At 65.3% G+C, this 13,905-nt stretch carries 15 protein-coding genes and 1 rRNA gene; 15 read left to right on the forward strand and 1 reads right to left on the reverse strand.

Going from position 1 to position 13,905, the window contains the following annotated elements:
• Positions 1–9: 9 nt before the first annotated feature.
• The 13 genes from prmC to ACZY0X_RS11865 all read left to right on the forward strand — a co-directional run bounded on the left by prmC (position 10) and on the right by ACZY0X_RS11865 (position 11,390).
• Positions 10–858 carry a peptide chain release factor N(5)-glutamine methyltransferase gene (gene prmC, locus ACZY0X_RS11805; RefSeq protein ID WP_463770493.1) on the forward strand — a complete coding sequence of 283 codons (849 nt, stop codon included), beginning with the start codon at positions 10–12 and terminating at the stop codon, positions 856–858.
• Between the two features lie 13 nt (positions 859–871).
• Positions 872–1,525 (forward strand): L-threonylcarbamoyladenylate synthase, encoded by a 654-nt coding sequence (locus tag ACZY0X_RS11810; protein WP_463770495.1) that lies wholly within the window; start codon positions 872–874, stop codon positions 1,523–1,525.
• 32 nt (positions 1,526–1,557) lie between these two features.
• On the forward strand, positions 1,558–2,760 hold the full coding sequence (locus ACZY0X_RS11815; protein ID WP_463770497.1) for a glycosyltransferase family 4 protein: 1,203 nt from the start codon (positions 1,558–1,560) through the stop codon (positions 2,758–2,760).
• A 245-nt stretch (positions 2,761–3,005) separates the two neighbouring features.
• Positions 3,006–3,452 (forward strand): ATP synthase subunit I, encoded by a 447-nt coding sequence (locus tag ACZY0X_RS11820; RefSeq protein WP_463770499.1) that lies wholly within the window; start codon positions 3,006–3,008, stop codon positions 3,450–3,452.
• A gap of 22 nt (positions 3,453–3,474) precedes the next feature.
• Positions 3,475–4,245, forward strand: a complete 771-nt coding sequence (gene atpB / locus ACZY0X_RS11825; protein ID WP_241403998.1) for a F0F1 ATP synthase subunit A — start codon at positions 3,475–3,477, stop codon at positions 4,243–4,245.
• Positions 4,246–4,319: 74 nt separating this feature from the next.
• Positions 4,320–4,574 (forward strand): F0F1 ATP synthase subunit C, encoded by a 255-nt coding sequence (locus ACZY0X_RS11830; protein WP_163924093.1) that lies wholly within the window; start codon positions 4,320–4,322, stop codon positions 4,572–4,574.
• 9 nt (positions 4,575–4,583) lie between these two features.
• Positions 4,584–5,084 carry a F0F1 ATP synthase subunit B gene (locus ACZY0X_RS11835; RefSeq protein WP_463770501.1) on the forward strand — a complete coding sequence of 167 codons (501 nt, stop codon included), beginning with the start codon at positions 4,584–4,586 and terminating at the stop codon, positions 5,082–5,084.
• Positions 5,085–6,419: a F0F1 ATP synthase subunit B/delta gene (locus ACZY0X_RS11840; protein WP_463770503.1), complete on the forward strand. Its 1,335-nt coding sequence runs from the start codon at positions 5,085–5,087 to the stop codon at positions 6,417–6,419.
• 47 nt (positions 6,420–6,466) lie between these two features.
• Positions 6,467–8,113, forward strand: a complete 1,647-nt coding sequence (atpA, locus tag ACZY0X_RS11845) for a F0F1 ATP synthase subunit alpha (RefSeq protein WP_463770505.1) — start codon at positions 6,467–6,469, stop codon at positions 8,111–8,113.
• 24 nt (positions 8,114–8,137) lie between these two features.
• Positions 8,138–9,067 (forward strand): F0F1 ATP synthase subunit gamma, encoded by a 930-nt coding sequence (locus ACZY0X_RS11850; RefSeq protein WP_463770507.1) that lies wholly within the window; start codon positions 8,138–8,140, stop codon positions 9,065–9,067.
• 22 nt (positions 9,068–9,089) lie between these two features.
• Positions 9,090–10,541, forward strand: coding sequence for a F0F1 ATP synthase subunit beta (gene atpD / locus ACZY0X_RS11855; protein ID WP_463770509.1), 1,452 nt, complete (start codon positions 9,090–9,092; stop codon positions 10,539–10,541).
• Positions 10,542–10,571: 30 nt separating this feature from the next.
• Positions 10,572–10,937 carry a F0F1 ATP synthase subunit epsilon gene (locus tag ACZY0X_RS11860; RefSeq protein WP_463770511.1) on the forward strand — a complete coding sequence of 122 codons (366 nt, stop codon included), beginning with the start codon at positions 10,572–10,574 and terminating at the stop codon, positions 10,935–10,937.
• 6 nt (positions 10,938–10,943) lie between these two features.
• Entirely contained in the window at positions 10,944–11,390 is a 447-nt protein-coding gene (locus ACZY0X_RS11865) for a DUF2550 domain-containing protein (protein WP_463770513.1), read from the forward strand.
• On the opposite strand, the gene ACZY0X_RS11870 is transcribed toward ACZY0X_RS11865, so the two are convergent.
• A complete protein-coding gene (locus tag ACZY0X_RS11870; RefSeq protein ID WP_463770515.1) occupies positions 11,387–11,974 on the reverse strand; it encodes a cob(I)yrinic acid a,c-diamide adenosyltransferase in 588 nt (195 codons plus the stop codon). The two genes, ACZY0X_RS11865 and ACZY0X_RS11870, sit on opposite strands and share 4 nt — an antisense overlap.
• 81 nt (positions 11,975–12,055) lie before the next feature.
• Between ACZY0X_RS11870 and murA the strand changes: the two genes are divergently transcribed.
• Positions 12,056–13,309 carry a UDP-N-acetylglucosamine 1-carboxyvinyltransferase gene (gene murA, locus ACZY0X_RS11875; protein ID WP_463770517.1) on the forward strand — a complete coding sequence of 418 codons (1,254 nt, stop codon included), beginning with the start codon at positions 12,056–12,058 and terminating at the stop codon, positions 13,307–13,309.
• Between the two features lie 346 nt (positions 13,310–13,655).
• A 16S ribosomal RNA gene (locus tag ACZY0X_RS11880) occupies positions 13,656–13,905 on the forward strand; the annotation flags it as partial.

Raw genomic sequence — 13,905 nt, forward strand, 5'->3', positions numbered from 1 at the left:
CAGGTCAGCGTGACGGTGGCCCCGCGGCTGCGCCAGATCATCGGCGAGGCCACCGCGACACTCGCCGCCGCGGGTGTCGACAGTGCAGCGGCCGACGCCGAGTACCTCGCCGCGCATGTGGCCGGTGTCGACCGCGGACGGCTGTTCATGCTCGCACCCGACGAGGAATTCCTTGCCCGCTATCGCGACCTCATCGAAGCGAGGGCACGGCGGATACCACTGCAACACCTCACCGGGACCGCGGCCTTCGGTCCGGTCAATCTGTCCGTGGGCCCCGGCGTCTTCATTCCCCGGCCCGAGACCGAGTCGCTGCTCGAATGGGCTCTGGCACAGCCACTTCCGGACCAGCCGGTGATCGTCGATCTCTGCACGGGTTCCGCCGCGCTGGCCGTCGCGCTGGCACGGGCTCGGCCGCGGGCGACCGTCATGGCGGTGGACGACTCGGCCGCGGCTCTGGCCTTCGCGCGACGAAATGTGGCGGGCACGCAGGTCGAGCTGCTCGAGGCTGACGTCACCGCTGACGGGCTGCTTGCCGACCTCGAGGGACGCGTCGATCTGATCGTCGCCAACCCGCCCTACATCCCGCTGGGTGCGGAACTGGAACCTGAAGTCGCTCATCACGATCCGGAGCACGCGCTGTTCGGCGGGCCCGACGGCATGGTCGTCATAGAGCCCCTCGTGGCGCACGCGGTGCGGCTGCTGCGGCGGGGGAGTGGACACATCGGGGTCGAGCACGACGACACCACCGCGCCCGCGACCGTCGCCGTCTTCGACCAGACCGCGGCGTTCGACGACATCACCTCGCGCCGCGACCTGGCGGGCCGACCCCGGTTCGTCACGGCGACCCGCAGAGGGTGAGAAGCTAGAACTTATGTCAGAGACGTTCGACTGCTCGGATGCCGACCAGCGCCCGACCGGCATCTCGTCGGCGGTTAGCGCGCTCAAGGACGGTCGGCTGGTCGTGATGCCGACCGACACCGTCTACGGCATCGGCGCCGACGCATTCAATGGCACCGCGGTGGCGTCGCTGCTCGCGGCGAAGGGGAGGGGCCGGGACATGCCCGTCCCCGTGCTCGTCGGGTCCTGGCACACCATCGACGGACTGGTGTACTCGGTGCCCACCGCGGCCCGTGAACTCATTCGGGCGTTCTGGCCGGGCGCGCTGAGCCTGGTGGTTCGGCAGGCGCCGTCGCTGCAATGGGATCTCGGGGACGCTCACGGCACCGTGATGCTGCGGATGCCGCTGCACCCCGTGGCGATCGAACTGCTCCGCGAGGTGGGCCCGATGGCGGTGTCGAGCGCCAACAAGTCCGGCAACCCCGCCGCGGTCACCGCCGCCGATGCGCGTGAACAACTCGGCGACCTGGTCGGGGTGTACCTCGAGGCCGGACCCTCTGCACAGGGCGCGGCGTCCACCATCGTCGACCTCACCGGTGCCACGCCCCGCGTGCTGCGCGAGGGGCCCGTCACCTCGGCCGCCATCGCCGACGTGCTCGGTGTCGAGGCCGAGACGCTCGCGGTCTGACCGACTCAGTGGTTTCCAGTACGGTTCAGCAGGTGGTGCGCGACCCGGTCCAATTGGCTGACGGACTGCTCGCCCTGTCCGATCGCGGGGCGGGTGTTCCCCTCCGCGAACTCGCCCTCGTCGGGCTGACCGCCGCCATCATCACCTACTTCGCCACGGGGTGGGTCCGTGCGCTCGCCACCCGCTGGGGCGCCGTCGCCTATCCGCGTGAGCGTGACGTTCATGTGGCGCCGACCCCGCGCATGGGCGGATTGGCGATGTACATCGGCGTGGTGGCCGCGGTCCTGCTGGCATCGCAACTGCCCGCGTTGACACGGGGATTCGTGTACTCGTCGGGGATGCCCGCCGTCGTGGTGGCGGGCGGCCTGATCATGGCGATCGGCCTGATCGACGATCGGTGGGGTCTGGATGCGCTGACGAAGTTCGCCGGCCAGATCACCGCGGCCAGCGTGCTGGTCACCATGGGAGTCGCATGGAGCGTGCTGTACATCCCGTTCGGCGGCGTCGGCACCATCGTGCTCGACCAGGTGACCTCGATCCTGCTGACGCTGGCGCTGACGGTGTCGATCGTCAACGCGATGAACTTCGTCGACGGTTTGGACGGTCTGGCGGCCGGACTTGGCCTCATCACCGCCGCCGCGATCTGCATCTTCTCGGTCGGCCTTCTCCGCGACCACGGCGGCGACGTGCTCTTCTACCCGCCTGCCGTCATCTCGGTGGTGCTCGCGGGCGCGTGCCTCGGCTTCCTGCCGCACAACTTCCACCGGGCCCGGATCTTCATGGGCGACTCCGGGTCGATGCTCATCGGTCTGATGCTCGCGGCGGCGTCGACGACCGCAGCAGGTCCGATATCGCAGAACGCCTACGGCGCGCGTGACGTCTTCGCGCTGATGTCACCGTTCCTTCTGGTCATCGCGGTGATGTTCGTGCCCGCGCTCGACATGTTGCTGGCGATCGTGCGCCGGACCAGGGCGGGGCGCAGCCCGTTCAGTCCCGACAAGATGCACCTGCATCACCGGCTGCTGCAGATCGGGCACTCGCACCGGCGGGTGGTCCTGCTGATCTACATGTGGGTGGGCATCGTGGCGCTGGGGGCCGCCAGCACGATCTTCTTCGACCCGCGCTACACCGGCGCCGTCATGCTGGCCGCGATTCTGGTCGCGATCATCATCACTCTGATACCGCTCCTGCGGGGCCGCGAAGACGAGCCAGAGGCCGTGTACGACGAAAAGTAGTAGGCCCCGTTTAGGGCCGCCTACCATGTGTTACCCTTCTGCCAGAACCCGAAAAACCTCGCGGGTTGCCGGCCCGGCCCATCGGTTCGCAAGACCGATCGGCGCCGAAACACGACCGACAAAGGGAGCTACCCCTTGGGTGATTCCACCGCGCCAGCCGCCCTTCGATACAGTCGTCGGGCACGCACCGGAACAATGCTGTTCAAAGCGGACCCCGCAGGGATCCGCAGGAGTGAGGTGAAGCAGTGACGACACCAGCGCAAGATGCGCCGTTGGTGTTCCCGTCGGTGGCCTTCAGGCCGGTCCGACTGCTCATCGTCTGCGCGGCACTCACCGGTCTCGCCGTTCTGGCTGCCGGCTTCATCGGGAACGTCTTCTTCGGTGTGTTCTTCGGCGCGGGGCTCGGCCTCGGTTTGCTCAATGCTCTGATGGTGCGTCGCGCGGTGGAGTCGATCACCGCCGAGGATCACCCTCTCAAGAAGAAGATGGCGCTGAACTCGGCGACCCGTCTGCTTGTCATCACGGCGGTCGCAATGACCGCCGCTTTCGTCTTCAGGGCACACGGCGGTATCGCAGTGCTCTTCGGGCTGGCGATCTTCCAGGCACTGCTGGTGATGAGCACCAGCATCCCGGTGCTCAAGAAGATCCGCAGCGAGGGACTGAACGTGGTCGACACGGAATCGAAGGATTGAGCTGACCTCTATGACTGGGACCATGACGCAGACCGTGCTCGCCGCGGAGGAGGGTGGCGCGGCCATCCACGTCGGGCACCACACGATGGTGTTCCAACTGTTCGGCATGACGTTCAACGGTGACACCATCATGGCCACCGCGATCACCGCGCTGGTCGTCATCGGCCTGGCCTTCTTCCTGAAGTCCAAGGTCACCTCGACCGGTGTGCCCAGCGGTGTCCAGCTCTTCTGGGAGACGCTGACCATCCAGATGCGCCAGCAGATCGAGGGCTCGATCGGCATGAAGGTCGCGCCGTTCGTGCTGCCGCTGGCCGTCACGATCTTCGTGTTCATCCTGGTCTCGAACTGGCTGTCGGTCCTGCCGCTCCAGTACGGCGGCGCCGACGGTGCCGCTGGGGAGCTCTACAAGCCGCCTGCCTCCGATATCAACTTCGTGCTGGCGCTCGCGCTCTTCGTGTTCGTCGCCTACCACGCCGCGGGGATCTGGCGACGGGGCATCATCGGGCACCCGATCAAGGTCATCAAGGGGCACGTCCCGTTCCTCGCACCGATCAACATCGTCGAGGAGATCGCGAAGCCCATCTCGCTCGCACTGCGACTCTTCGGCAATATCTTCGCCGGCGGCATCCTGGTGGCCCTGATCGCGATGTTCCCCTGGTACGTCCAGTGGGCGCCCAACGCTATCTGGAAGACGTTCGACCTCTTCGTCGGTTTGATCCAGGCATTCATCTTCTCGCTGCTGACGATCCTCTACTTCAGCCAGTCCATGGAACTGGATGAGGAGCACCACTAGAAGCTTGCACCACCGAAGGTCAATGAACTCTGGCGGCAATGCCACCAGTTACCAAGGAGGATAAAGGAATGGAAATCGATCCAAACGCGATCATCACGGCCGGCGCTCTGATCGGCGGTGGATTGATCATGGGTGGCGGCGCTATCGGCGCTGGCATCGGTGACGGCATCGCGGGTAACGCGCTGATCTCCGGCATCGCCCGGCAGCCCGAGGCGCAGGGCCGGCTGTTCACGCCGTTCTTCATCACCGTCGGTCTGGTCGAGGCCGCGTACTTCATCAACCTGGCCTTCATGGCGCTGTTCGTCTTCGCCACGCCGGGCCTGCAGTAGTCCGTCGGCATGGGTGAACTGACCGTAGCCATCCTCGCGGCCGAAGAAGGTGGGGGGCAGAGCAACTTCCTGATCCCCAACGGCACCTTCTTCGCCGTGCTGCTCATCTTCATCATCACGCTCGGCGTGATTGCGAAATGGGTTGTGCCACCGGTCAGCAAGGTCCTCGCAGAACGCGAGGCAATGCTGGCCAAGACCGCCGCGGACAACCGCAAGTCGGCTGAACAGGTCGCAGCGGCGCAAGCCGACTTCGACGAGGCGATGTCCGGTGCACGCACCGAGGCGTCGAGCATCCGCGACGAGGCACGCGCTGCGGGCAGGCAAGTCATCGACCAGAAGCGGGCTGCGGCCAGCGGTGAGGTCGCGGACACCGTGCGGCAGGCGGACCAGAAGTTGTCCGAGCAGCGCTCGACGACCGAGTCCGAACTGCAGTCGTCGGTGGATGGGTTGGCGGCCACGTTGGCCAGCCGCATCCTCGGCGTTGACGTGAAATCAGGCGGGAGCCAGTAGATGTCGACATTCATCGGCCAGCTGATCGGGTTCGCGGTCATCGCCTTCATCTTGATGAAGTGGGTTGTGCCGCCCGTGCGGGCCCTGATGCAGAAGCAGCAGGAGGCTGTGCGCGTCGCACTGGCCGAGAGCGCCGAGGCGGAGCGCAAGCTCGCTGACGCGGATGCCATGCACGCCAAGGCTCTTGAGGACGCCAAGGCCCAGTCGGGGAAGGTCACCGACGAGGCCAAGCAGGACTCGGAGCGCATCGCGGCCCAACTGCAGGAGCAGGCGGGCGCCGACGCTGAGCGCATCAAGGCTCAGGGTGTGCAGCAGGTGCAGTTGATGCGCCAGCAGCTCATCCGGCAGTTGCGGGCGGGCCTGGGTGTGGAGTCCGTACAGAAGGCCGACGAACTGGTCCGCGCTCACGTGGCGGACCCGGCTGCTCAGGCGGCCACTGTCGACCGGTTCCTCGACGAGATCGAGCAGATGGCGCCCTCCGCGGTGTCCATCGAGACGGGGGCCTCAGCTCGGCTGCGCGCCGCCAGCCGCGATGCGATGGTCGCTCTCACCGAGGACTTCGACCGTGTCGCAGGTGGTCTCGACACCGACGGACTCACCAAGCTGGCCGACGAACTCGCGTCCGTCGCCAAGCTGCTCGTCAGCGAGCCCGTGCTCGCCAAGCACCTCGCAGAGCCAACCGAAGATGCCGCCCCCAAGGCGCGCCTCGTCGACTCCCTGCTCTCCGGCAAGATCGGCGACCAGGCACTGAGCATTGTGCGCACTGCTGCAACGCAGCGGTGGTCGGCTGAGTCGGATCTGGTCGACGGTGTCGAGCACACGGCGCGGCTGGCACTGCTGAAGCGTGCCGAGGTCGCAGGCGAGGTGGACGAGGTGGAGGACCAGCTCTTCCGTTTCGGACGCGTGCTGGACGCCGAACCGCGTCTCGTCGCACTGCTGAGCGACTACTCCACACCGGTCGACGGCCGGATTGCTCTGCTCGACAAGGTTGTTGGCGGTGCCGGTGCGAACAGCACCGCGGTGGCACTCCTGGAGCAGACGGTCACGCTGTTGCGCGGTGAGCGCGCCGACGAGGCCGTCATCGACCTCGCCGAACTCGCCGTAGCGCGTCGAGGCGAAGTGGTCGCGCAGGTCAACGCGGCGGCAGAGTTGACGGACGCGCAGCGGACGCGACTGACCGAGGTGCTCTCGCGCATCTACGGCCACCCGGTGTCCATCCAGCTCAACGTCGATCCCGAACTGCTCGGTGGACTCTCGATCGCCGTCGGCGACGAGGTCATCGACGGATCCATCGCCTCGCGGTTGGCGGCTGCTCAGACCAGCCTGCCGGACTGACCCACAAGACTTATCACCCAGCGACAAAAGGTAGGAAGACGAAGAACATGGCAGAGTTGACAATCTCCGCTGCTGACATCGAAGGCGCTGTCGAGGAGTACGTATCCTCGTTTTCCGCCGACACCGAGCGCGAAGAGATCGGCACAGTCATCGACGCCGGTGACGGCATCGCACACGTCGAGGGCCTGCCCTCGGTCATGACCAACGAACTCCTCGAGTTCCCCGGTGGTGTGCTCGGTGTCGCACTGAACCTCGACGAGCACAGCGTCGGTGTCGTGATCCTGGGTGAGTTCGAGAAGATTGCCGAGGGCCAGCAGGTCAAGCGCACCGGGGAGGTGCTCTCCGTACCCGTCGGTGACGCGTTCCTCGGCCGTGTCGTCAACCCGCTCGGTGAACCGATCGACGCCCAGGGTGACATCGAGTCCGACACCCGCCGCGTCCTCGAGCTGCAGGCACCGTCGGTGGTCGAGCGCCAGGGCGTCAGCGAGCCGCTGCAGACCGGCATCAAGGCCATCGACAGCCAGACGCCGATAGGCCGTGGACAGCGCCAGCTGATCATCGGTGACCGCAAGACCGGCAAGACCGCGGTCTGCGTCGACACGATCCTCAACCAGCGTGAGGCGTGGGAGACCGGCGACCCGAACCAGCAGGTGCGCTGTGTGTACGTCGCGATCGGCCAGAAGGGCACCACGATCGCCAGCGTCAAGCGCGCCCTCGAAGAGGGTGGCGCGATGGAGTACACCACCATCGTCGCGGCCCCCGCGTCGGACTCGGCCGGCTTCAAGTGGCTCGCGCCCTACACGGGTTCGGCCATTGGCCAGCAGTGGATGTACGACGGCAAGCACGTGCTGATCGTGTTCGACGACCTCACCAAGCAGGCCGAGGCCTACCGCGCGATCTCGCTGCTGCTGCGCCGCCCGCCGGGTCGTGAGGCCTACCCGGGTGACGTCTTCTACCTGCACTCCCGTCTGCTCGAGCGCTGCGCGAAGCTGTCCGACGCGCTGGGCGGTGGATCGATGACGGGCCTGCCGATCATCGAGACCAAGGCCAACGACATCTCGGCCTACATCCCCACCAACGTCATCTCGATCACCGACGGCCAGTGCTTCCTGGAGTCCGACCTGTTCAACCAGGGCGTGCGCCCCGCCATCAACGTCGGTGTGTCGGTGTCCCGTGTTGGTGGCGCCGCGCAGATCAAGGCGATGAAGGAGGTCGCGGGCTCGCTGCGTCTGGAGCTGTCGCAGTACCGCGAGCTGGAGGCGTTCGCCGCCTTCGCCTCGGACCTCGACGCCGCCTCAAAGGCCCAGCTGGAGCGCGGTGCGCGCCTGGTGGAGCTGCTCAAGCAGGCGCAGTACAGCCCGCTGTCGGTCGAGGATCAGGTCGTCTCGATCTTCCTCGGCACCAAGGGTCACCTCGATTCGGTTCCGGTGGAGGATGTCTCACGCTTCGAGGCCGAGGTGCTGGAGCACGTCAGGGCCTCGCACGAGGGCATTCTCAAGGAGATCCGGGAGACCAAGAAGCTCTCCGAGGAGACCGAGCAGAAGCTCGCCGACGTGATCAACGAGTTCAAGAAGGGCTTCTCTGCCACTGATGGCAGCTCGGTCGTCGTGAACGAGGCGGAGACCGCGGCCATGGACGAGGAAGACGTCGAGAAGGAATCCGTCAAGGTCCGCAAGCCGGCCCCCAAGAAGTAGGACCGGAGAGGTCTGGAGAGCTAGATGGCTGCAACACTGCGCGAACTTCGCGGGCGTATCCGTTCCGCCGGGTCGATCAAGAAGATCACCAAGGCCCAGGAACTGATCGCCACGTCGCGGATCGCCAAGGCGCAGGCCCGAGTCCAGGCGGCTCGGCCCTACTCCACCGAAATCACCAGCATGCTCACCGAGCTTGCGGGTGCCAGTGCACTGGATCACCCGCTGCTCGTGCAGCGGGAGAACCCGAGGCGGGCCGGCGTGCTGGTGGTGTCATCCGACCGCGGCCTGTGCGGCGCGTACAACGCCAACGTGCTTCGGCAGTCCGAGGAACTCTTCGCGTTGCTGCGCGAGGAGGGCAAGGAACCGGTGCTGTACACGGTAGGCCGGAAGGCGTTGGGCTACTACAACTTCCGTCAGCGTGAAGTGACCGAGTCCTGGACCGGCTTCTCGGAGCGTCCTACCTACGATCATGCCCGCGAGATCGCCGACACTCTGGTGAGCGCGTTCATGTCCGGTGCCGATGACGAGGGCGACGACGCGGGTGACGACGGCATCCTCGGAGTCGACGAACTTCACATCGTCTTCACCGAGTTCAAGTCGATGCTGTCGCAGAACTCGGTGGCACGGCGGATCGCACCGATGGTCGTCGAGTACGTCGGGGATGACGAGCCTGAGGAGGGGCCGCAGACGCTCTTCTCCTTCGAGCCGGATCCGGAATCGCTCTTCGACGCTCTGCTGCCGCGCTACGTGGCCACCCGCGTGTACTCGGCGCTGTTGGAGGCCGCGGCATCGGAGTCGGCCTCGCGGCGACGCGCGATGAAGTCGGCGTCCGACAACGCCGACGATCTGATCAAGGCGCTGACACTTGCGGCCAACCGCGAGCGCCAGGCTCAGATCACCCAGGAAATCAGCGAGATCGTCGGCGGCGCCAACGCGCTGGCCGACGCCAAGTAAGCCCGTAGGAAGCGAAGAGGATATGACTGCAACCGCAGAAGACACCAAGAGTCCCGCTAAGAAGGGCTCAGCTGGCCGCGTCGTACGTATCACCGGACCGGTCGTCGACGTCGAGTTCCCGCGGGGCTCCGTGCCGGAGCTGTTCAACGCGCTCCACGCGGAGATCGCCTACGGGGACCTCGCGAAGACCCTGACACTGGAGGTCGCGCAGCACCTCGGCGACAGCCTGGTCCGCTGTGTCTCGATGCAGCCCACCGACGGACTGGTCCGTGGCACAGACGTCTCCGATACCGGCGCATCGATCTCGGTGCCCGTCGGTGACGGCGTCAAGGGACACGTGTTCAACGCGCTGGGCGCCTGCCTGGACGAGCCCGGCTATGGCGAGGACTTCGACCATTGGTCGATCCACCGCAAGCCGCCGCCGTTCGCCGAACTCGAGCCTCGCACCGAGATGCTGGAGACGGGCCTCAAGGTCGTCGACCTGCTGACCCCGTACGTGCGCGGTGGCAAGATCGCCCTGTTCGGTGGCGCCGGCGTGGGTAAGACGGTGCTCATCCAGGAGATGATCAACCGCATCGCCCGTAACTTCGGTGGCACCTCGGTGTTCGCCGGCGTGGGGGAGCGCACCCGTGAGGGCAACGACCTCTGGGTGGAACTCGCGGACGCCAACGTGCTCAAGGACACCGCGTTGGTGTTCGGCCAGATGGACGAGCCGCCGGGCACGCGTATGCGCGTGGCACTGTCGGCGCTGACGATGGCGGAGTACTTCCGCGACGAGCAGCAGCAGGACGTGCTTCTGTTCATCGACAACATCTTCCGCTTCACGCAGGCCGGCTCCGAGGTCTCCACGCTGCTCGGCCGTATGCCGTCCGCGGTGGGCTACCAGCCGACCCTGGCTGACGAGATGGGCGAGCTGCAGGAGCGCATCACCTCGACGCGTGGCCGCTCGATTACGTCGATGCAGGCCGTGTACGTGCCCGCCGACGACTACACCGACCCGGCCCCCGCGACGACGTTCGCGCACTTGGATGCGACCACCGAGCTCTCCCGCGCGGTGTTCTCGAAGGGCATCTTCCCGGCGGTGGATCCGCTGGCGTCGAGTTCGACGATCCTGCATCCCAGCGTCGTCGGCGACGAGCACTACCGCGTCGCGCAGGAAGTCATCCGAATCCTGCAGCGTTACAAGGATCTGCAGGACATCATCGCGATCCTCGGTATCGACGAGCTGTCGGAAGAGGACAAGCAGCTGGTCTACCGGGCACGCCGTATCGAGCGCTTCCTGAGCCAGAACATGATGGCGGCCGAGCAGTTCACCGGTCAGCCGGGTTCGACTGTGCCGCTCAAGGAGACCGTCGAGGCATTCGACAAGCTCGCCAAGGGCGATTTCGACCACGTGCCCGAGCAGGCGTTCTTCCTGATCGGCGGACTCGACGACCTCGCCAAGAAGGCCGAGAGCCTCGGCGCCAAGCTGTGACGGTTGTCGTAACGCGAAAGGTGGTGTGACATGGCTGAACTGCACGTCGAGATCGTCGCCGTGGAGCGTGAGCTGTGGTCAGGTGATGCCACGTTCGTTTTCACCCGCACCACTGCCGGTGAGATCGGCATCCTGCCCCACCACATCCCGCTGGTGGCACAGCTCGTCGAGGACGCGATGGTCCGCGTCGAGCGTGAGGGTGAGGATGATCTTCGGATCGCCATCGACGGTGGATTCCTCTCCGTAACAGAAGAAGCCGTCCGAATCCTGGTCGAGAACGCTGCGTTCGAGTCGGAGATCAACGCCGACGAGGCGAAGCAGGACTCCGAGTCCGACGATGAGCGCACTGCAGCATGGGGCCGGGCGCGTCTACGCGCCGTAGGCCAACTGGACTGATCACCGATGAGCGCGTCCATGATGTTCATGGTCGCGCTCGTCGGCGTGCTCCTACTGGCGGTCGTCGCACTGTGTTACCGGCTGTGGAAGCTGCGGCAAGTCGGCGGTACCGCGGCCATCCTGCGTGATGTGCCCGCTGTCGGCGGCCATGGATGGCGTCACGGCGTGATGCGCTACCGGGGCGGCGAAGCCGGTTTCTACCGTCTGTCGAGTCTGCGATGGTGGCCGGATCGCCGGCTGTCCCGTCGTGGACTTGAGATCGTCGGGCGTCGGACGCCACGTGGCGACGAGTTCGACATCATGACCCATGAGATCGTCGTCCTCGAACTACGCGACACCCACCCAGAACGTCGACGCCGCTACGAGATCGCGCTTGACCGGGGGGCGTTGACGGCGTTCACGTCCTGGTTGGAGTCGCGTCCGTCGCCTCGTGCGCGCAGACGGACGACCTAGCCCTTCTGCTCGTCGCGCCCGCCGCCCGGCTTCCAGAGCACATCGCCGTCCGGATTCGCCACGCGCGACAGGATGAACAGCAGGTCAGACAGCCGGTTGAGGTACTTCGCCGGCAGCACGCTGACCGAATCACCGTGCTCCTCGATCGCACGCCAAGCCGACCGCTCGGCACGTCGCGCAACGGTGCGGGCGACATGCAGCAGGGCTGAGAGTGCCGTTCCGCCGGGCAGGATGAATGAGTTCAACGCGGGGAGCGGTTCGTTGAACTCGTCGCACCACGCCTCGAGACGATCGATGTAGTCCTGGCGAATGCGAAGCGGGGGATACTCGGGGTTCTCGACGACCGGGGTGGACAGGTCCGCACCCGCATCGAAGAGGTCGTTCTGTATCTGTCGCAGCACATTGAGGATCTTGTCTTCGGGGGCACCGAGGGCCACCGCGACTCCGATGGCGGCATTGGCCTCGTCACAATCCGCGTACGCCTCGAGCCGCGGGTCGTTCTTCGAGACCCTGCTGAAATCGCTCAGCCCGGTCGATCCGTCATCGCCGGTACGGGTGTAAATGCGGGTCAGATGTACTGCCATGGTGAAACCGTACCGTCGGTCCCCGGTGGCGCGGACTGACGACGGCTCTCGGAGCCGTCGCACTGCCTTAAACTGAGCCGCGTGAGCGAGCGATTCGTGGTAACCGGTGGGACCCGGTTGTCGGGTGAAGTCGCCGTCGGGGGCGCCAAGAACAGTGTGTTGAAACTGATGGCCGCGGCGTTACTCGCCGAGGGAGTCAGCACCATCACCAACTGCCCGGACATTCTGGACGTGCCGCTGATGGCGGAGGTTCTACGCGGCCTTGGCGCCACGGTGGAGCTGGACGGTTCGACGGTCAGGATCACCTCCCCGGATGAACTGAAGTACGACGCCGACTTCGCAGCGGTACGTCAGTTCCGCGCGTCGGTGTGCGTGCTGGGACCTCTGGTCGGTAGGTGCAAGAAGGCCAAGGTCGCCCTGCCCGGTGGTGATGCCATCGGATCGCGGCCCCTGGACATGCATCAGAACGGCCTGCGCCAACTCGGCGCCACGTGCAACATCGAGCATGGTTGCGTCGTCGCCGAGGCCGATCACCTCCGGGGGGCCGAGATCCAACTCGAGTTCCCCTCGGTCGGTGCGACGGAGAACATCCTCATGGCCGCGGTGCTGGCGGAGGGCGAGACCAAGATCTACAACGCGGCGCGTGAGCCCGATGTGGTCGATCTCTGCGAGATGCTCAACCAGATGGGGGCGCAGATCACCGGCGCCGGCTCGTCGACCATGACGATCATCGGGGTGGACAAGCTCCATCCGACTGAGCACCGGGTGATCGGCGACCGCATCGTCGCGGCCACCTGGGGGATTGCCGCCGCCATGACGCGCGGCGATATCTCGATCACGGGTATCGATCCGCAACATCTCCAGCTGGTGTTGCACAAGCTGCACGATGCGGGAGCCACGGTCACCCAGCACGACAACGGGTTCCGAGTGGTCCAGTACGAGCGTCCCAAAGCGGTGAACGTCGCGACGCTGCCGTTCCCGGGATTCCCGACCGACCTACAGCCCATGGCAATTGGGTTGGCCTGTATCGCAGATGGCACATCGATGATCACGGAGAACGTCTTCGAGGCGCGGTTCCGGTTTGTCGAGGAGATGATCCGGTTGGGTGCCGACGCCAGGACCGACGGGCACCACGCGGTGATTCGCGGAATGCCGCAGCTGTCCAGTGCGCCGGTGTGGGCGTCTGACATTCGGGCCGGAGCGGGTTTGGTGTTGGCCGGTCTGGTCGCCGACGGTGACACAGAGATCCATGACGTGTTTCACATCGACCGCGGATACCCGCTGTTTGTCGAGAACCTGGCGGCCCTAGGCGCCGAGATCGAGCGCATTGTGTAGCGAATCGGCTGTCTAGCAGGCGATTTGGGGCTTTGGCCGTTTGTATGTAAGCTTTGGTTCATACCAAGCGGCCCCGACCGAAAGGCCGGGGCAAGCGGAGCGGCCCAGATCGAAAGATCCGGTGCAAGCGGTTTGACGACAATCTCTCCACGTAGTACAGTGGTGAGGTTGCCCAAAAATCGGGTGTGTTGTTTGAGAACTCAATAGTGTGTTTGGTGGTTTTTGTTTGTTGTTGTTGCACTCTTTTTTCTCGTTTAGGGGTGTGACATTGTTTTTTGCCAGTTTTTACTGGTGTTAGATCAGATTGTTCTGATTCGAATTCACCTGTCTTTGGATGGGTTGTTTTTGTTTGGAGAGTTTGATTCTGGCTCAGGACGAACGCTGGCGGCGTGCTTAACACATGCAAGTCGAACGGAAAGGCCCTTCGGGGTACTCGAGTGGCGAACGGGTGAGTAACACGTGGGTGATCTGCCCTGCACTTCGGGATAAGCCTGGGAAACTGGGTCTAATACCGGATATACCTCATGGACTGCATGGTCTGTGGGGGAAAGCTTTTGCGGTGTGGGATGGGCCCGCGGCCTATCAGCTTGTTGGTG

Source organism: Mycobacterium sp. IDUB_39, from assembly GCF_055419205.1.

Coding starts and splice junctions, on each gene's coding strand:
- ACZY0X_RS11810 (WP_463770495.1), top strand. CDS start 872: ATGTCAGAGACGTTCGACTGCTCGGATGCCGACCAGCGCCCGACCGGC.
- ACZY0X_RS11840 (WP_463770503.1), top strand. CDS start 5,085: ATGTCGACATTCATCGGCCAGCTGATCGGGTTCGCGGTCATCGCCTTC.
- atpB (WP_241403998.1), top strand. CDS start 3,475: ATGACGCAGACCGTGCTCGCCGCGGAGGAGGGTGGCGCGGCCATCCAC.
- ACZY0X_RS11835 (WP_463770501.1), top strand. CDS start 4,584: ATGGGTGAACTGACCGTAGCCATCCTCGCGGCCGAAGAAGGTGGGGGG.
- ACZY0X_RS11850 (WP_463770507.1), top strand. CDS start 8,138: ATGGCTGCAACACTGCGCGAACTTCGCGGGCGTATCCGTTCCGCCGGG.
- atpD (WP_463770509.1), top strand. CDS start 9,090: ATGACTGCAACCGCAGAAGACACCAAGAGTCCCGCTAAGAAGGGCTCA.
- ACZY0X_RS11870 (WP_463770515.1), bottom strand. CDS start 11,974: ATGGCAGTACATCTGACCCGCATTTACACCCGTACCGGCGATGACGGA.
- atpA (WP_463770505.1), top strand. CDS start 6,467: ATGGCAGAGTTGACAATCTCCGCTGCTGACATCGAAGGCGCTGTCGAG.
- ACZY0X_RS11860 (WP_463770511.1), top strand. CDS start 10,572: ATGGCTGAACTGCACGTCGAGATCGTCGCCGTGGAGCGTGAGCTGTGG.
- ACZY0X_RS11865 (WP_463770513.1), top strand. CDS start 10,944: ATGAGCGCGTCCATGATGTTCATGGTCGCGCTCGTCGGCGTGCTCCTA.